12 protein-coding genes are annotated in these 17,254 nt (G+C 67.2%); 2 read left to right on the forward strand and 10 right to left on the reverse strand.

Going from position 1 to position 17,254, the window contains the following annotated elements; all coding sequences use genetic code 11:
* Positions 1–162 precede the first annotated feature (162 nt).
* Together NED98_RS20340 and NED98_RS20345 are read left to right on the forward strand one after the other, a co-directional pair.
* Positions 163–1,569, forward strand: a complete 1,407-nt coding sequence (locus tag NED98_RS20340) for a CapA family protein (RefSeq protein ID WP_265314245.1) — start codon at positions 163–165, stop codon at positions 1,567–1,569.
* 141 nt (positions 1,570–1,710) lie between these two features.
* Complete coding sequence (locus NED98_RS20345; protein WP_265314246.1) at positions 1,711–2,991, forward strand: M20/M25/M40 family metallo-hydrolase; 1,281 nt, start codon at positions 1,711–1,713, stop codon at positions 2,989–2,991.
* A 1-nt stretch (position 2,992) separates the two neighbouring features.
* Here NED98_RS20345 and NED98_RS20350 read toward each other — a convergent pair whose 3' ends face one another.
* The 10 genes from NED98_RS20350 to dcp all read right to left on the reverse strand — a co-directional run bounded on the left by NED98_RS20350 (position 2,993) and on the right by dcp (position 17,063).
* Positions 2,993–4,096, reverse strand: coding sequence for an ABC transporter permease (locus NED98_RS20350; protein WP_265314247.1), 1,104 nt, complete (start codon positions 4,094–4,096; stop codon positions 2,993–2,995).
* Positions 4,093–5,259, reverse strand: coding sequence for an ABC transporter permease (locus NED98_RS20355; RefSeq protein WP_265314248.1), 1,167 nt, complete (start codon positions 5,257–5,259; stop codon positions 4,093–4,095). Before NED98_RS20355 ends, NED98_RS20350 begins: the two co-directional genes overlap by 4 nt.
* A gap of 5 nt (positions 5,260–5,264) precedes the next feature.
* A complete protein-coding gene (locus NED98_RS20360) occupies positions 5,265–6,278 on the reverse strand; it encodes an HlyD family secretion protein (protein WP_179512650.1) in 1,014 nt (337 codons plus the stop codon).
* On the reverse strand, positions 6,275–7,639 hold the full coding sequence (locus NED98_RS20365; RefSeq protein ID WP_265314249.1) for a TolC family protein: 1,365 nt from the start codon (positions 7,637–7,639) through the stop codon (positions 6,275–6,277). The genes NED98_RS20360 and NED98_RS20365 overlap by 4 nt, the downstream gene beginning before the upstream one ends.
* Positions 7,640–7,841: 202 nt before the next feature.
* Positions 7,842–8,987, reverse strand: a complete 1,146-nt coding sequence (locus NED98_RS20370) for a DSD1 family PLP-dependent enzyme (protein WP_265314250.1) — start codon at positions 8,985–8,987, stop codon at positions 7,842–7,844.
* 4 nt (positions 8,988–8,991) lie between these two features.
* Entirely contained in the window at positions 8,992–10,263 is a 1,272-nt protein-coding gene (locus NED98_RS20375; RefSeq protein WP_265314251.1) for a D-arabinono-1,4-lactone oxidase, read from the reverse strand.
* Between the two features lie 25 nt (positions 10,264–10,288).
* A complete protein-coding gene (locus tag NED98_RS20380; protein WP_265314252.1) occupies positions 10,289–10,960 on the reverse strand; it encodes a TetR/AcrR family transcriptional regulator in 672 nt (223 codons plus the stop codon).
* Positions 10,957–12,135, reverse strand: coding sequence for an MFS transporter (locus NED98_RS20385; protein ID WP_179512645.1), 1,179 nt, complete (start codon positions 12,133–12,135; stop codon positions 10,957–10,959). Before NED98_RS20385 ends, NED98_RS20380 begins: the two co-directional genes overlap by 4 nt.
* Positions 12,136–12,319: 184 nt before the next feature.
* Positions 12,320–14,566 (reverse strand): TonB-dependent receptor, encoded by a 2,247-nt coding sequence (locus NED98_RS20390; RefSeq protein ID WP_265314253.1) that lies wholly within the window; start codon positions 14,564–14,566, stop codon positions 12,320–12,322.
* Between the two features lie 358 nt (positions 14,567–14,924).
* Complete coding sequence (gene dcp / locus NED98_RS20395) at positions 14,925–17,063, reverse strand: peptidyl-dipeptidase Dcp (RefSeq protein ID WP_265314255.1); 2,139 nt, start codon at positions 17,061–17,063, stop codon at positions 14,925–14,927.
* Positions 17,064–17,254: the final 191 nt, after the last annotated feature.

A 17,254-nucleotide genomic window follows, 5' to 3' on the forward strand; every position in this document is an offset into this window, starting at 1 on the left:
CGACAGCCTCTTGAGCTAGGTCGCGTCGTTGAATGGGGATTACCCAAACCCGTTCGGGCTGAGCCAGTCGACGCCCTGTACTTTCTTCCCCCGAAAGAAGTGCAGCCCTTCGACAGGCTCAGGCGAGCGGGTCATTTTGCGTCTGAACAGGGAGAAAGACGGATGGCGGCACGGCGTTTCGGGCGGATCGCAGCATTGGCGACGGCGGTGGCGCTGTGCTGCCTCATGGGCACCAATGCGACGGCGAAGGAGCGCAATGCGCTGACCATCACCCCGGTGCCGAGCGCGCCGATCTCCGGCGCGTTCACGCTCACCGCGGTCGGTGACCTGATCTATCTCCGCCCGATGCTCGCGACGATCGAACGCAAGTCGCCCGAGATGCTGCGCATCCTGCGCCGCGCCGATGTAACCTTCGGCAATTTCGAGGAGGTGGTGTTCGATCTCCCGACCTTCAAAGGCGCGCCGCAGGCGGAGTCCGGCGGCACCTGGATGCTCGGCGATCCCAAGGTGGTCGACGATCTCGTCGCGATGGGGTTCGACGTCGTCAGCACCGCCAACAATCACGCGACCGACTGGGGCGCCGAAGGGCTGCTTGAAACGATCAAGCGGCTCGATGCGGCCAAGCTGGTCCATGCCGGCACCGGGCGGACGATGGCCGAGGCGCGCAGCCCGCGTTACCTCGATGCGCCGCACGGCCGCGTCGGGCTGGTCGCCGCCACCTCGACCTTCACCCCGATGACCCCCGCGGCCGATCCGCTCGGGATGGTGCCGGGGCGGCCGGGCGCCAATGTCATCCGCACGCAGGAGATCGGGCTGGTGTCCGACGCCGATCTCGCCACGCTGGCGCGGATCGCGGGGACCAAGCCCGATGCGGCGGTCAAGCTCGGCGAGCGCGTCTATCGCGCCACCCCGTCGCCGCAGTCACCGATGACGCTCGACTATGATGCGAATGGGCGCGACGTTGAAGGCAATCTGCGTTCGATCCGTCAGGCCAAGCAGAACGGCAATTTCGTGATCTTCTCGCTCCACAATCACGAGCCGAGCGAGGCGGTTCAGCAGCCGCCGGCATTCACTGTCGATTTCGCGCATCGCGCGATCGACGCGGGCGCCGATGCCTTCATCACTCACGGCCCGCACCAATTGCGCGGGATCGAGATCTACAAGGGGCGGCCGATCTTCTATTCGCTCGGCAACTTCGCGATGATGAACAACTCGCTCGATCATCTGCCGGCCGATATGTACGAGCAGTTCGGCGTCGATCCGGCGAAGGTTACCGCGCCCGAATTCCTCCAGGCGCGCGGCTCGGCGATCTTCGGCGATCCCAATCTTTATGAAACGGTGATCGCGGAGAGCCGCTATGTCGACGGCAATGTCGCGGAAATCCGGCTCTATCCGGTCGATTTGGGGGTAACCGCCAAGGGCGCCGACCGCGGCGTGCCGCACCTCGCCGATCCTGCGACCGGCGCGCGCATCCTCGAGCGGCTCGCGCGGCTGTCGCAGCCGTTCGGGACGAAGATCGCGATCGACAAGGGCGTCGGCGTGATCCGGCTTGCGGGCGCGGCGAAATAGGTTGAGCCAATCGACATTTTATCGTCATGCCGGACTTGATCCGGCATCCAGAGCAACGGGCGAAGGAGTTCGCGACTCTGATTGCCGGGTCGAGCCCGGCATGACGGTGAATGGTGTCGTGAAGATAAAAGAGGGGATCTGATGAAGCGTTTTTCGATGTTGCTTTCCGTTGCGGCCGTGCTCGCGACGCCCGCCGCCGCCAAGCCGGCCGGCGATACCGAGGCGATGATGCGCGCGCTTTACGGCAGCCGCGCGTTCAACGTCGCGCGCCAGTCGCTTGCGGCGGACTACGATCGCATCGTCAGCGAGATCACCACGCTGACCGAAATCCCCGCGCCGCCATTCAAGGAAGCCAAGCGCGCCGCCGCCTATCTGGAGATGCTGCGCGCTGCCGGGCTCACCGATGTCGAGGCGGATGAAGAAGGCAATGTGATGGGGCTGCGCAAGGGGACCGGCGGCGGCACGCTACTGGTCGTCGCGGCGCATCTCGACACCGTCTTCCCCGAGGGCACCGACACCAAGGTGCGCCGCGAGGGCAATTATCTCAACGCCCCCGGCGTCGGCGACGATACCTCGAGCCTGCCGGTGCTGCTCGCCTTCATCCGCGCGCTCGACAAGGCGGGGATCCGCACCAGGAGCGACATCCTGTTCATGGGCGACGTCGGCGAGGAAGGGCCGGGCGATCTGCGCGGGATGCGGCATCTGTTCAACAAGGGGAAGTATAAGGGCCGCATCGCGCAGTTCATCTCGGTCGAGCCGGGGCGCGACCGCGTGACCAACGGCGGGGTCGGCTCGAAGCGCTATAAGATCACCTTCAAGGGGCCCGGCGGGCACAGCTTCGGCGCGTTCGGGCTGGTCAACCCGGCCTATGCGATGGCCGATGCGATGGTCGAATTCGGCAAGATGAAGGTGCCGGCGAACCCCAAGACGACCTATAATGTCGGCGTGGTCGAGGGCGGCACCTCGGTCAATTCGATCCCGTTCGAAACCGCGATGACGGTCGACATGCGCTCGGTCGATGCCGGCGAGCTGGCGAAGGAAGACGCCTATCTGAAATCGATCCTCGACCCCGCGGTCGCGCGCGAGAATGCGGCGCGCTCCACCGCCAAGGGCAAGATCGAGTATAAGCTCGAACTGATCGGTGATCGCCCGGTCGGCCACACCGCGCCCGATGTGGCGTTGGTCAAGACCGCGATGGCGGCGATCGCGATCGGCGGCGGCAAGCCCGAACTCGAGAGCAGCTCGACCGATTCCAACCTGCCGATGAGCCTCGGCATCCCGGCGGTGACGATCGGTTCGGGCTTCCACACCGAACGCTCGCACGCGCCCGACGAGCGGCTGCTGCTCGATCGCGACGAGACCGTGCGTTACATGACGATGAGCCTCGCGACCGTGATCGGCGCGGCGGGCATCGCGAAATAAGTCAGGCGGTGCGCGGGCGATACCGCCATAGCGCGATTGCGCCGTAGAGCAGGATCAGCGCGGCGAGATTGATCAGCTCGCCGCGCTGTTCGCTGAGCGACGCGCCCATCTGGTTGACCCCGACCATCAGCCGGATCCCGGGGGTGGTGGGCAGCAGTTTCGCGGCGAGCGTCAGCCAGTGCGGGGTCGCTTCCTTCGGCCATGACAGGCCCGAGAGGAAGAAGATCGGCACCGAGGTGACGATCCACAATTGGATCGGCCGCTCGCGCGTGCGGAAGAAGCTGCCGAGCGCGAGCGCCCCCGCAACGGTCGCGGCGACGAACAGGGCCGCGGAGGCGAGCAGCGCCACCGGATCGGCTTGCGCGCGCGGATAATCCTGGAACCAGAAGACGAAGCCGGTGAACCACGCGACATTGGCGCAGCCGATGACGAAGAACGCCAGCGCGATCCCCAGCAATGTGCGCGGCGCGAAGCTCAGCGCGCCCTGCTGCTCGCGCATCGTCGCGGCCAGCAGGGCGAGACCCATCAGGAGCGTCTGCTGGATGATGAGGAAGGCGACCCCCGGGAAGATCGTCGCGCCATAGCCTTCGCGGGTGTTGAACAGCGGGCGCTGGATCATCGCCAGCGCAGGCGGGGCGGGCGCGCCCTGCGCCATCGCCTGATCGACCGCCGCCTCGCGCCCGACCGCGCCGAGCGCCGCGCCGACCCCGGCGAGCGCGGTGCTGGTGCGCAGCAGATAGGCGCCGTTGCCGTAGAGCGCGACCACGCCCTGCCCGCCGGAGAGGATGCGCCGCTCGAACCCCTCCGGGATCACCACGATCGCGCCGACCTGCCGTGCCTTGAGCAAGCGCAACGCCGCGGCGGGGGAGGGCGGGCGCGCGGTCACCTCGGCCTGTTGCACCGCGCGCAGCCGTATTTCGAGCGCGCGGCTGGTGCCGCTGTGATCCATATCGACCACCGCGACCGGCATCCGCTCCGCCACCTCGCCCGAATAGGCCGATGGGTAGAAAAAGGCGTAGAGGATGCACGATCCGATCAGCAGCATCATCGCCGAACTGTCGGACAGGATCGCGCGAAAGGTGGCGAGAAAGGCGCGCCCGATCATCGCCGCCCCCAGGTTTCGGGCCGCTGCGCCGCCGACAGATAACGCGGCAACCCGATCGCGCCGCCGACGAGCAGGAAGGCGAGCATCGCCAGAAGCTGCCGTGCGGACTGGGTGACCGGCGCGGCCATGATCCATTGTTCGGCGAGCAATTTGGCAAAGGCCGAATAAGGCAGCAGCGCGCTCCACAGCCGCGCGAAGGCGGAGGCGGATTCGATCGGGAAGATCGCCCCGGCAAAGGCGAAGGACGCGCCGGCATAGAGGCCGGCGACCGACAGCGCCTTGCCCATCGTCAGCGTCAGCCCGACGACGAGCAGGGTCACCCCGATATAGGCAAGATACATCGCGGCATAGCCCGCGATCAGCATCGCGACGCTCCCGGCGACGGGCCAGCCGCGCAACCCCGCGACATAGCCGATCGCCAGCAGCCCCCAGCCGGTGAAGATCGCGAGATAGAGCGCGAGCTTCCCCGCCACCGCCGCCGCGGCGCGCGCGGGCGGCTCATCGCCGATCCACGCCCCGATCGTCCCGTCGCGCAATTCGCGGCCGAGCGCGCTCGCCGCCGCGACCATGAAGATCAGATGCAGCAACGCCGGGTGGATCAGCGCGACAAGCTGCAATTCGTAACTGCCCTGCGGGTTGAACAGCACGGCGCTCTGCGCCGCGATCGGCGGGCGGCGCACCTTGCCGGGCCCGGCGACCGCGGCGGTCTGCGTCGGCGCCAAGGCCGCGGCATAGCCCTGCACGACATTGCCCACCTCGCGCAGCGCCGCGCCCGCGGGGGTCGAATAGCTCGCATTGTAGAAGGTGGTGATGCTGGCGGTCGTGCCGCGCAGCACCGCGCGCTCGGTATCGACCGGGATCAGCACCACCGCATAGGCCTTGCCGGATCGCACCAGCCGCTCCGCCGCGCCCATTTCCCCCGGGCGCGCGACGACGCTGACCCCCGGCGCGGCATCGAGCCGCCGCGTCAGCTCGCGCGATATCGCCGTGCCGTCGTGGTCGACCACCACGATCGGCAGCTCGCGCATCACCCCCGCCGAAAGCTGGACCGCCACCAGCGCCATCAGCGCCAGCGGCACCCAGGTCACCAGCGCGAGATCCCAGAAATGCGTCGCGAGGAAGCGCGCTTCGCGGCGCAATGCGCTGGCGAAGGCGCTTGCCACGCGGGCTACGCCGGCCAGTCGAACAGCACGGTCATCCCCGGCCGCAGCCCCTCGACCGGCGCGACCGGGATGACGCGCACCTCGAAGCTCTTGATATCGAACCCGCTCGATTGCCGCGTCGCGCGCCAGGTGGCGAAATCGCCCGCCGGCGCCGTGTAGATCACGCGAAACCGCACGCGGCGGTTGGCGAGCGCGGGGACCGTCCCCTCCAGCTCCTTGCCGCGCGCAAGCCCGTGGAGCTGATCCTCGCGCACGTTGAGCGTCACCCAGGGATGCGCGGTATCGGTGAGCATGAACACCGGAAAGCCCTGCGGCACCAATTCGCCGGGCTGGGCGAGGCGCTTGCCGACCTCCCCGTCGGCCGGGGCGACCACGCGGGTCTCGTCAGCGGCGGCCTTGACCTCCGCGACCGCGCCGCGCGCCTGCTGCACCTGCCCGCTCGCCGCGGCCTTGTCCTGCCGCCGCGCGCCGGCCAGCGCGAGATCATATTGCGCGCGCGCCGCCTTGGCCTGTTCGACCGAGGCGACGGCATTGGTCCGCGCCTCGTCCGCCTTCTGCCCGGCGATTACCCCCTGCCGAAACAGCCGATCGGTGCGCGCGGCGGTGGTCTGCGCGAGATCGGCGGCGGCCTGGGCGCGGCGCCATTGCGCCTCGGCGGCGCGGATATCCTCGGGCCGCGCGCCTTCGTCGGCCTTGCTCTCCACCGCCTGCGCCGCCGCCAGCGCGCCGCCGGCCTGCTCGGACTTGGCGGCGACTTCGGGGCTGTCGAGCGTATAGAGCAATTGCCCGGCCTTGACCTGCTGGCCCTCCTCGACATGGAAAGCCGCGATCCGCGCGGTGACCTTGCTCGTGATGCGCATCTCGCGCGCATCGACCATCCCCTGAATCTGCCCCGGTGCGGGGCGATAGGCGAGCCACAGCCCCAGCGCGAGCAAGGCGACGACCACGATCGCCGCGATCGGCCGCGCCAGCGTGCGCCGGGCGGGGGGCGGGGTTTCGTCGATCGCGGTATCGGTCATGGAATCACCTCATCCATCCGCGCGAGATAATCGGGCATGCGGTCCATCTGGCCGCTCATGCTGAGCAATTGCGCGAGCGCCTGGACATAATCGTTGGCCGCCTGCGCGCGCTGGATCCGTGCGCGGCCGAGCCCGAGCTGGGCGTCGACGACATCGAGCGAGGTCGCCTGCTGCTCGCGATAGGAGAGCGTCTGGAGCTTGAGATTCTCCGCCGCCGAGGCTTGCGCGCTGTCGAGCAGTTTGAAGCGTTTGCGCGCTGCCTCCACCTCGCCCCATGCCTTGGTCACGCCGATTTCGAGCTGGGTGCGCGCCTCGCGCAGCCCCGCTTCGGTCTGCGCCACCGTTTCGCGCGCGGCATCGATCTGCTGGCGGCGGCCGGCGCCCGACATCAATTTGTATTTGACGCCGACCCCCACCGACCAGTCGGGATCGGTGAGCAAGGAATTGCGCGTATCGAAATTATACTGGCCGAAGCCGTAGATCGTCGGGCGCAGCTTCGATTGCTGGATCGTCACCCCGGCGCGCGCCTGATCCTCCAGCGCCTTGAGCCGCGCGAGCTGGGGGTGGGCATCGAGCGCGGCGGCCTTGAACGTGTCGAGCGGTTCGAGCGGGCGCGAATTGACCCCGAGCGGGCTCAGCGGGTGGACCCCGTCGGGCGCGCGCAGCATCCCGGCGAGCGCGGCATTGGCGGTGGCGAGATCGGAGATCGCTTTCTCATATTCACGCGCCGCATCGTCGCGCGCGACCTCCGCCTGGAGATATTGCGCGCGGCTGATGAAGCGCTCCTGCTGCAGCTTGGCGGCATCGGCGACATGGCGGTTGAGTCCGTCGAGCACGTCGCGGCGGATGCCGAGCGCGCGTTCGGCGAGCTGCTGGCCGTAATAGGCCTGGACGAGCTGGACGAGCGCATTGTCGACCGCAATGTCGCGATCGGCCTTGGCCTGCGCGACCTGCGCCCGCGCGCCGGCCTGCGTGCCGGAAATCTGCCCGCCGGCGTAGAGCGGGAGGGTCGCGGTGACGATCGGGCGACTGCTGGTGCGCTCCTGCCGGAAGCGGAGCGGATCGCGGATGCCGAACGATTCCGCCACCGGCGCGAGCGAGCCGAGCGGGAGGTAGAGCGTCTTCTGATATTCGAGCAATTGCGCCTCGAGATCGACATCGGGGCGGCCGAGCGTGCGGGTGGCGCCTTCCTGCGCCTGTTTGCCGCGCAGCGCGGCGGCGGAGGCTTCGATCGCGTCGGAACGCTGGAGCAGGCGTTGCTGCGCGGCGTTGAAATCGAGCGTCAGCGGGGCGTTGGTCTGGGCGACGGCGGGCGCGGCGAAGGTGGCGGCGCACAGCAACGACCATCGCAACAGGCGCATCAACCGCATCCCCCGCTATTGCGGGGCGAAGTGAGCCCGATCGCTTCGCGCGTGTAAAGGGCGATTTCGTCCTTCCACTCCCCTCCCTGGCGAAGGGAGGGGCTTGGGGTGAGTGGGTGTGGGGGTTATCGGTCCGCTTCCTCGCCGGCCAACCCACCACCGCCCCCTCCCTTGTTCAAGGGAGGGGAGTAACAGGGAAAAGTCAGCGCGATCGCCCGCGCGCCGTCACCGGCCAGAGATCGACCAGCGTATTCCCGCTCACGACATGATAGGTATCATAGAGGTTGACCGTCGGGTCGCAATGCGGCGCGTTGAGCGAGACGATCGCGTCGAGCGCCGGCAGATCCCCCGCGGGGTGGACCAACGCCCCCTGTTCGTCGCCCATGAAGAAATAGACCGTCCCTTCCGCCGCGCCGGCGTTGACCAGCGGCGGCTTGGCGTCGGTGGCGAGCGATTTGATCCCGGCATCGACCGTCACCAGCCCCGGCGAATTGGCGCTGATCACGCGGGTGTCGACCAGCAAGGCGGTCTCATAGGGGATCTCGCCTTCCTCCGCGGTCAGCGCGCAGACGCGATATTGATCGTCCATGAAGATGTACGAGCCGACCTGAAGCTCGGTGAACAGATCGAGCGTCGCGTCGATCCGGTGGGTGCCGGTGCCGCCGCCCGAGACGATCGGCGGCTTGCCCCCCGCCGCCTCGAGCGCGGCAATGACGCTGCGGAGATAGGCGGCGCGATCGTGCATCGCCGCCGCGCGCTCGGCGAAGCTCTCGATATGCTGCTGCGACCCGCAATAATATTGCACCCCGGCGTAGCGCAGCATCGGCTCGGCAGCGATCGTGCGATACAGCTCGACCGCCGCCTCGGGTGAGGCGACCCCGGTGCGGTGGATTCCGGGATCGACATCGATCAGTAAGGTCAGCGGGCGCCCCCCTCGCGCCGCCACCGCCGCAGCGATCGCGCGCGCGCCGTGCGGGTTGTCCGCGACGCACATCAGCCCTTCGGCGCGTTCGTTGAGCGCGACGAGCCGCTCGATCGCGGGAGTCGATATCACCGGAGAGGTGATCAGCAGCCCGGCGATCCCGGCATCGGCCAGCGCCTCGGCCTCGCCCAATTTGGCGCAGCATTGCCCGACCGCGCCGGCGGCGATCTGGCGCCGCGCGACGTCGGCGCTCTTGTGGGTCTTGGAATGGGGGCGCAATTTCAGCCCGTTGGCGGCGGCGAACCCGGCCATCCGCGCGATGTTGCGATCGAGCGCGTCGCGGTCGATCACCAGCACCGGGGTGTTGAGATCGCGCCGCGATCCCTGTCGGCCGACCAGATGGCGGTGGAGTTCCTCGTCGGTCATGACGTCACTTCCTCTCGATGCCGAACAGCCGCGCGAGGTCGGCGTTGACGAACTTGCCCGCCGGATCGACCTCGGCGCGGACCTTCAGGAAATCGCCGGTCTTCGGATAAAGCGCGTGGACCTGATCGGGGCCGAGCGTGTGGCGCTTGGCCCAATGCGGCCGCCCGTTGGCGCCGCGCAGCACCGGCTCGATCTCGGCGAACAGCGCGCGCCACGGCATCCGTGCATATTGGTGGAAGGAGATCGACGATCCCACGCCGCGGTTGAACGGCGACATCCAGATATCGTCCCCCGCGACCAGCCGGAATTCGAACGGGAAGGCGACGGGGAGCTTCTTGCGCCGGATATAGCCGATCGCTTCGAACAGCGTCGGGATCCCGTCGGCGCGGGGCAGTTCATATTCCATTTCCTCGAAACGGATCGTGCGCTCGCCGGGGAAGATCTGCCACGCCGGGCCGACGCGGCGCGAGGGCTTGCTGCTCAGCCGCATCATCAGCCGCTGGAGCGGTGGGATGAGGAAATTGGCTTTGCGGCCCAATTCGCACGCGACGCGGAACGGGCGTTCGTCGATATCGGTCGAGTGCGGCATCTCGCCCTCGCCCGCGATCGGGTGAAGGCTCTTGAAGATCACCGTATCGGCATAGGGAAAGACGAAGAATTCGAAATGGCGCGTCGCGGCGGCGAGCTCCTGCCAGCGCTCCGCCATCTCGCCCAGCGGCCGCGCCTCGACGCGTTCCTCGAGATAATAAGCGGGCAGCACGTTGATGCGGATGCGGGTCGCGACCCCGAACAGCCCGAGCGACAGCCGCTGCGCCTGAAACAGATCGGGGTGATGCTCCGCATCGCAGACGACGAGCGAGCCGTCGGCGAGCATCAGTTCGAACGCAATGACCTGGGTCGAAAGGCTGCCGAGATCCTTGCCGGTGCCGTGTGTCCCGGTGGCGGTGGCGCCGGCGAGCGATTGCGGGTTCACGTCGCCCTGATTGATCAGCGACACGCCCTCTTTCCACAATGTTTCGGTGAGCCGCGCGAGGCTCCAACCGGCGGGCACCCAGGCGCTGGCGCGATCGGCGGCGATCTCGATCGGCGCATCATAGTCGCTCATGTCGATCAGCGTGCCGTCGGTCTCGCACAAGGGCATGAACGAATGGCCGGCGCCACGCACGCGGACGCGCGGGGTGGCGAGGATCGCGGCGCGCAATTCGCTTTCGTTCCGCGGCCGCGCGATCGCGCGCGGCTGTGCGGAAACGCTGCCCGACCAATTATGCCATTCCATCCGCCCGTCTCTTTCGTTGCGGCGCCTAGCTGAAGCTCGCGAAATAATGCGCGAACAGCAGGCACACTTCTCTGTTGATGATATCGGCGTCGCGATCGGGTTCCTCGACCACCATTTCCATCGCCGCGTAGCTCAGCTCGACCGTCATCCGCGTCACCACTTCGAGCCGACGCGGATCGGTATTGGGGTAGATTTCGCGCATGTGGCGGAAGAAATGTCCCGCCACCATGTCGCGCGAGCGGAAGCGCAGGTCCTGCAGCACCGGCACCGCGCGCAACGCGCGGCCGATTGCCGAGCCGCCGGGAAATTCGCGCTGGATCGCCACCATCCGCTCATGGATCGCCAGCGTCTTGGCCAGCCGTTCCTCGAAGGTGTCGCCGGTCAGTCCGCCGGCGTCGGCCCAGGCGATCACCTCGTCATCCTGCGCGCGCATCAGCCGGTCGCCCAATTCCTTGAGCACGGCGTATTTGTTGGGGAAATAGCGATAGAGCGCGGGCGGCGAGAGCCCCGCCGCCTCGCAGATCAGATTGGTGGTGAGCTGCTCGAACCCGACGCGCTCGAGCAATTGCCCGGCGGTTTCGAGGATCAGTTCGAACGTATCCTGCGAGCGTGCCTGGCGCGGGCGCAGCTTGGTGGCAAGCGGCGGCTTGCGGGTGCGCGGCTTGCGCGCGCGATCGGTGGTGGCGGATGTCGTCATGACGCCGCGGTGAGGATTACGCTGCGGCGAGTCAAATGGACCGCGAGGACGATCGCGATCGCCGCCGCCATCACCCCGCCGCCGAGCAACGCGCAGCCGCGCACGTCGCTGTCGGTCACCGCGAGCGAGGCGAGCAGCGGCCCGCTGCTGCAGCCGAGCAGCGCCGCGCCCGAGCCGAGCACCGCGGCGCGTCGGGTGGGGTCGGCCTCGATCACGAACGGGGTCATCAGCGGGGCGGCGAACATCCACAGCCCGCCGAACAACGCCGAGGCGGCGAGGAACATGCCGGTGCCGGGCAATTGCGCGAACACCAGCATCAGCCCGGCCATCACGACCTGCGATGCGAGCAGCGCGGGCAGCCAGCGCATCCGCCCGGCGAGCAAGGTGGCGAGCAACCCGCCGGTCACCTGCGCGGCGAGCGACAGCGACAGCGCGGTATCGGCGGTTCCGGCGGGATGTCCGGCCTGTCGCGACAGCGGCTCGACATAGATCCACACCGCAAGGATCGCGGCGTTGAAGCAAAAGGCGCCGCCGAGCGCGGCGAGCCCGCGCGGGGCGGGGAGCCCGCTCGGCTCGTCCGCCGCGACCGGCAGCGGCGCGAAGCCGCGCGGCACCGCGAAGCCGGCAAAGACGGTCAGCACGCCCAGCGCGGCGAGCACCGCAAAGCCGCCGTCGGCGCCATAGGGGCGCACCACCCACGGCCCGAGCGTCGCGACGACGAGGAATTGCGCCAGCGTCTGCACCGTCAGATAGATCGCCGCCCAGCGCTCGGGGCGCGGGGCGCGGACGATCATCGCGGTCATCAGCCAGATCAGCGCCCCGCTCGGCACGCCGTTGACGCCGCGCACCGCGACCAGCACCCAGCCGTCGCAATAGATCGTCGCGGCATTGAGCAGCGCCATCAGCGCGCCGCACAAGATCGTCAGCAGCCGCAGCCGCTGCGCCCCCACCAATGCGCCGGTCAGCCCGGCGGCGAGCCCCATCGTCAGCAACTCGACCGTCCCGGCCTGCCCGATCTGCGCCGCGCTCAGCCGCCCGGCATGTTCGAGCGCGCCGAGCAGCAGCGGGCCGACCCCGGCGAACATGATCCCCGCGACCCCGGCGAACAAGGTCGCCGCCCGCTCGCGCACCGACGGCGCCGGCCCGAGCCACACGCCGGTTTCAGCCGCGGTCATGGTGCGCGTCTCGATTGGCGGCAGTGTCTCTCCTCCCTTGAACAAGGGAGGGGCTGGGGGTGGGTTGGTGTGGGGGGCAGTGGTTCGTTGCCTCGCAGGCCAACCCACCCTCGACCCCTCCCCTGTTCCCGGGAGGGGAGGAACGATGTGTCGAGGCGAGGAACGCGCGCATCCTCAGCCGCCTTCAATAATGCGCCTTGAGATACAGCCCGTAGGTGCGCGGCGGGCCGACGCTGAATACGTCGAAGCCCAGCGTCGGGATCGGGGTCATGTCGGAGATATTGGTCTCGTTGAAGATGTTCTTGCCCCACACGCCGATCTCCAGCCGGTCGTGCGCGACGCGCAGCCCAAGCCGGGCATCGACGAAGGCGCGCGCCTGATCGGCGAGCCGCGCGGCGTTGGAGGTGTCGAAGAACACCTTGCTGCGGAACGACATGCTGGTGTTGGCGACGATCGTGCCGAGCGGTGTCTCATGCTGCCAGTCGATCGCGCCCTGCACGCTGATCTTGGGGGCGGAGGGCAGGGTGTTGCCCGAATAATCGTTCCCGGCCGATTTGAAGTTGCGATAGGTGGCGTTGAGATAAGCGGTGTTGAGCGACACGGTCAGCCCGCGGGTCGGGGTTGCCTGCAGCTCCAGCTCGCCGCCATAGACCCGCGCGGCCGAGGCGTTGGTGAACAGCTGGATCGTCAGCGCGCCTTCCTCGACCGTGGTATAGACCTGCAAGTTCTTGTAGTCGTAGTAGAAGGCCGTGATGTTGGCGCGCAACGTGCGGTTGAGCCACTCGGTCTTGGCGCCGATCTCATAGGCGTTGACCGTCTCGTCCTTATACGGGCCGATGAACACCGGATCGGTCGCCTGCCCGCTGAAGAAACCGCCGCTCTTCGCGCCGCGATTGTAGCTGGCATAGATATTGGCGTCGGCGGAGACGCGATATTGCAGCCCGACCTTGCCCGTGACGGATTCGAACGTCTTTTCACTGTCGTAGGTGAAGATCGGCGCGGGCAGCCCGGCGGCGTCGCTGACATAATGATAGGTCTTGCGATCGGCCGAATAGCGCAGCCCGCCGGTCACCGTCAGCCGGCTGGTGAGGTCGTAATCGAGCTGGCCGAATGCGGCATAGCTGTCGACCTTCTGCGTCAGCGGCCAGCTGAACACCCCGATGCCCTGCGGCACCTCGGACGCCGGATCGCCCGCCTGGAGCAGCGGCAGCACGTTGTATGACGAATTGTTGTTGAGATAATCGTGCGCGTAATAGCCGCCGATCACGTAGCGCAATGGGGTATGGCCGTTCGACTGCAGCCGCAATTCCTGGCTGAAGGTGTTCTGCCGCGCGATATAGCTGGCGGTGATCGTGGGGATCGGGCTGGCGTCGGTGTCTTCCTGATCGTTGCGCTTGGCGTGCTGATAGCCGGTGACCGAGACGATCGATGCCGGGCCGAGATCGATCGTCAGCGTGTTCGCCACGGTGAAGAGGTCGACCTTGTCCTTCCCCTCGAAGCCGTAATCGCCCTGATAGAGGTTCTTGCTGGTGTTGGCATAGCCCATCACCGTGGTGCACTGCCCCGAGGTGTAGAAGGCCGGGAGGCATAGCCCGTCGGGCCCGGTCGCCGCCGGGGTCTGGGGGAGCAGGGCGCGATTATACGCCCAGATCGACCCGCCGCGCGATCGCCCGGTGCTGATCACCAGATTGTCGGTGACGTTGCTGGTGGGGGTGAAATGGATCGTGCCGCGGACCGCCCAGCGATCGGTATTGTTGCCGTGATTGCCGGTGACGCGGTTGAGCGTATAGCCGTCGTCGCGCTGGTAGAGCCCGGCGACGCGGACCGAGAGCTTGTCGGCGATCAGCGGGACGCTGACCCCGCCCTGCACGTTGACCGAATTGAACCGGCCATATTCGGCCGAGATATCCGCCTCGGGCACGTCGCCCGGCAGCCGGCTCGCGACGTTGATCGCGCCCCCGGTGGTGTTGCGGCCGTAAAGCGTCCCCTGCGGCCCGCGCAGCACCTCGACCTGCTGCAGATCGAAGAAGGCGAGGCGTTGCGCCAGCGGTGAGGCGACGTAGACCCCGTCGGCGTAGATGCCGACCGCGCTGTTGGTCGCGGGGTTGAAATCATTGACCCCGATGCCGCGGATGAAGATGCGCGGGTTGGCGCCATTGTCGTCGGACTTGATCTGCAGCCCCGGCGCCTGATTGGACAGATCGACCAGATCGAGCGTGCGGCGGTTCTGGATCGCCTCGGCGGTGATCGCGGTGATCGCGATCGGCACGTCCTGCAATTTCTCGCTGCGCTTCTGCGCGGTGACGATCACGTCCTGCACCTGCGGCGCAGTGGCGGCGGCGGGTTCCGGCGCGGCCTGTTCGGCGGCGGCGGATTGCGCGATGGCGAGCGCCATCCCTGAAATGGCGATGCTCAATAGCTGCTTGTTCACGAGCGCCTCTCCCCGAAGCGATGTTTATGTGTGAACGATAGCAAAAAATATCGTTTTGGCAATCTCGCATAATTCATTGAAATAGGACGAAATATACAGATTAACCGAGCATGAAATCGGATAATCGATAGTAAAACCTATCTTGTCTGCGCGGCCGTGCCTGGCGAGTCGGCGGACAAAAAGGAAACCGCCGGCGTGAGGGCGTCGCACCGGCGGTTGATTGTTTATCGCGCGAGCACCTCTCGCCGTTCGGGCTGAGCCTGTCGAAGCCCTGCACTTCCTTCCGAGGAAGAAGGGCAGCCCGTCGACAAGCTCAGGGCGAACGGCGAGAGGGCGCGCGCAATATCTCGGCTGCGCCTTATTTCGCCGGCGGGGTCAGGCCGTGCTCCTCCAGCATCGGGCCGACATCCGGGTCCTTGCCGTAGAAGGCCTTGAACATCGGCGCATAATCCTCGGTATGCCCCTTGCTGAGGATCATGTCGCGGAAGCGCTGGCCGTTCTCGCGGGTCAGCCCGCCGTGGTCGACGAACCAGTGATAGGCGTCATGCTCGAGCATCTGCGTCCACAGATAGGCGTAATAGCCGGCCGAATAGCCGTTGGCCCAGATGTGGAGGAAATAGCTCGAACGATAGCGCGGCGGGACGTCGGTCACGTCGAGCCCGGTCGCGGCGAGCGCCTTGGCCTCGAACTGGTCGACATCCTGCTTGGGGGCGTCGGCCGGCAGCGAATGCCAGTCCATGTCGAGCATCGCCGCGGCGATCACCTCGCCCAAGGCATAGCCCTGGTTGAACTTGGCCGCCTTCTTGATCTTGTCGACCAGCGCCGCGGGCATCGGCGCGCCGGTGCGGTAATCCTTGGCATAATGCGCCAGCACCTTGGGATCCCACGCCCAATGTTCGTTGAACTGCGACGGGAATTCCACGAAATCGCGCGCGACATTGGTGCCCGAGACGGTGGGATAGGTCTGGCTCGCGAACAGCCCGTGGAGTGCGTGGCCGAATTCGTGGAACATCGTCGTCACGTCGTCCGAGCTGATCAGCGCGGGCTGGCCGGCGGCGGGCTTGGTGAAATTGGCGACGTTATAGACCACCGGCTTGGTGCCGAGCAGCTTCGACTGGTTGACGAAGTTCGACATCCACGCGCCGCCATTCTTGTTGTCGCGCTTGAAATAATCGAAATACATCAGCCCGAGCTCGGCCCCGTCCTTGTCGTAGACGGTATAGACCGTCACGTCGGGCTGATAGACCGGGATGTCGGTGCGCGGCTTGAAGCTGATGCCGTAAAGCTGGTTGGCGGCATAGAAGACGCCCTGTTCGAGTACCGTCTTCAATTCGAAATAGGGCTTCACCTCGCTCTGATCGAGGTCGTATTTCGCCTTGCGCACCTGCGCGGCATAATGATCCCAGTCCCACGGCTTGAGCTGGAACTTGCCCCCGGTCGAATCGATCTGCGCCTGCAGCTCGGCGGCGTCGCGCTTCTGCGCCGGCGCGGTGGCGGCGGCGAGCTGGCGCATGAACGAGGAGGCGGTTTCCGGGGTGCGCGCCATCTGGTCGTAGAGCGTATAGGCCGCCCAATTGGGATAGCCGAGCAATTTGGCCTTTTCCGCGCGGAGCTGCGCGATCTGCTGGATCGCGGGGCGGGTATCGTTGGCATCGCCCTTTTCGGCGCGGGTCCAGCCGTTGTTGAACAGCGCCTCGCGCGTCGCGCGGTCGGTCATGTCCTCCAGATCGGGCTGCTGGGTCGTATTCTGCAGCGGGATGACCCATTTGCCGTCGAGCTTGCGATCCTTGGCGGCGGCCGCCGCCGCGGCGATCTTGCCGTCGTCGAGCCCGGCGAGCTTGGCCTTGTCGTCGACCACCAAAGCGCCGGCCTTGGCCGCGGCGAGCAATTTCTGCTGGAAGCTCGTCTCGAGGCTGGCGAGCTGGGTGTTGAGCGCCTTGAGCCTGGTCTGGTCGGCGGCGGACAATTGCGCGCCGGCGTGGACGAAGCCGTCATAATAGATTTTGAGCACCTGTGCCTGCTCGGCGTCGAGCTTGAGCGCGGCGCGCTTTTCCCACAGCGTCTTCACGCGGGCGAACAATTTGGGGTTGAGGTTGATCGCGTCCTGATGCTGCGACAGTTTCGGCGCGACCGCTTCCTGCACCTTGTCGAGCGTGTCGTTGGTATTGGCCTGCACCACGCCGAAGAAGGCGAGGCTGACCCGTTCGAGCATCCGGCCGGACTTTTCGAGCGCGGTGATCGTATTGTCGAAGGTCGGCGGGGCCGGATTGTCGGCGATCCGGGCCACTTCGGCGAGATGCTGTTGCATCGCCGTCTCGAACGCCGGCTGATAATCGGCATCGGTGATCAGGTCGAAGCGCGGCGCCTGGAACGGCAGCGTGCTCGGCGCGGTGAACGGGTTGGCGCGCGGCGCGCCCGCCTGCCCGGCCGACGCCGGGGCGGCGAGGCAGGTCGCGCCGGCAAGCAACAAAGTTGCGATCGAAAAACGATAAGCCATTCAATCATTCCTCACTGGGGAGTCGCCCGCGCGGCGGGCATGGCGGCAGGGGTGGGACTTTGCGGCGCGCGACGCAAGAGGGCTGTCGTCCGGGCCTCGCAACGGTTACGGTGTCCGACCCATCGTCACCCCGGCCTTGTGCCGGGGTCCACCGGGAGGCGAAGGCTGAACAAGAGGTTCTTGCCATCGAG

The organism is Sphingomonas lycopersici, from assembly GCF_026130605.1.
Taxonomy (GTDB): Bacteria; Pseudomonadota; Alphaproteobacteria; order Sphingomonadales; family Sphingomonadaceae; genus Sphingomonas; species Sphingomonas lycopersici.

Bases quoted from the DNA above. Each gene is read 5' to 3' on its own strand.
- NED98_RS20340 (WP_265314245.1), top strand. From the start codon at position 163: ATGGCGGCACGGCGTTTCGGGCGGATCGCAGCATTGGCGACGGCGGTG.
- NED98_RS20345 (WP_265314246.1), top strand. From the start codon at position 1,711: ATGAAGCGTTTTTCGATGTTGCTTTCCGTTGCGGCCGTGCTCGCGACG.
- NED98_RS20350 (WP_265314247.1), bottom strand. From the start codon at position 4,096: ATGATCGGGCGCGCCTTTCTCGCCACCTTTCGCGCGATCCTGTCCGAC.
- NED98_RS20360 (WP_179512650.1), bottom strand. From the start codon at position 6,278: ATGACCGATACCGCGATCGACGAAACCCCGCCCCCCGCCCGGCGCACG.
- NED98_RS20365 (WP_265314249.1), bottom strand. From the start codon at position 7,639: ATGCGCCTGTTGCGATGGTCGTTGCTGTGCGCCGCCACCTTCGCCGCG.
- NED98_RS20370 (WP_265314250.1), bottom strand. From the start codon at position 8,987: ATGACCGACGAGGAACTCCACCGCCATCTGGTCGGCCGACAGGGATCG.
- NED98_RS20375 (WP_265314251.1), bottom strand. From the start codon at position 10,263: ATGGAATGGCATAATTGGTCGGGCAGCGTTTCCGCACAGCCGCGCGCG.
- NED98_RS20380 (WP_265314252.1), bottom strand. From the start codon at position 10,960: ATGACGACATCCGCCACCACCGATCGCGCGCGCAAGCCGCGCACCCGC.
- NED98_RS20385 (WP_179512645.1), bottom strand. From the start codon at position 12,135: ATGACCGCGGCTGAAACCGGCGTGTGGCTCGGGCCGGCGCCGTCGGTG.
- dcp (WP_265314255.1), bottom strand. From the start codon at position 17,063: ATGGCTTATCGTTTTTCGATCGCAACTTTGTTGCTTGCCGGCGCGACC.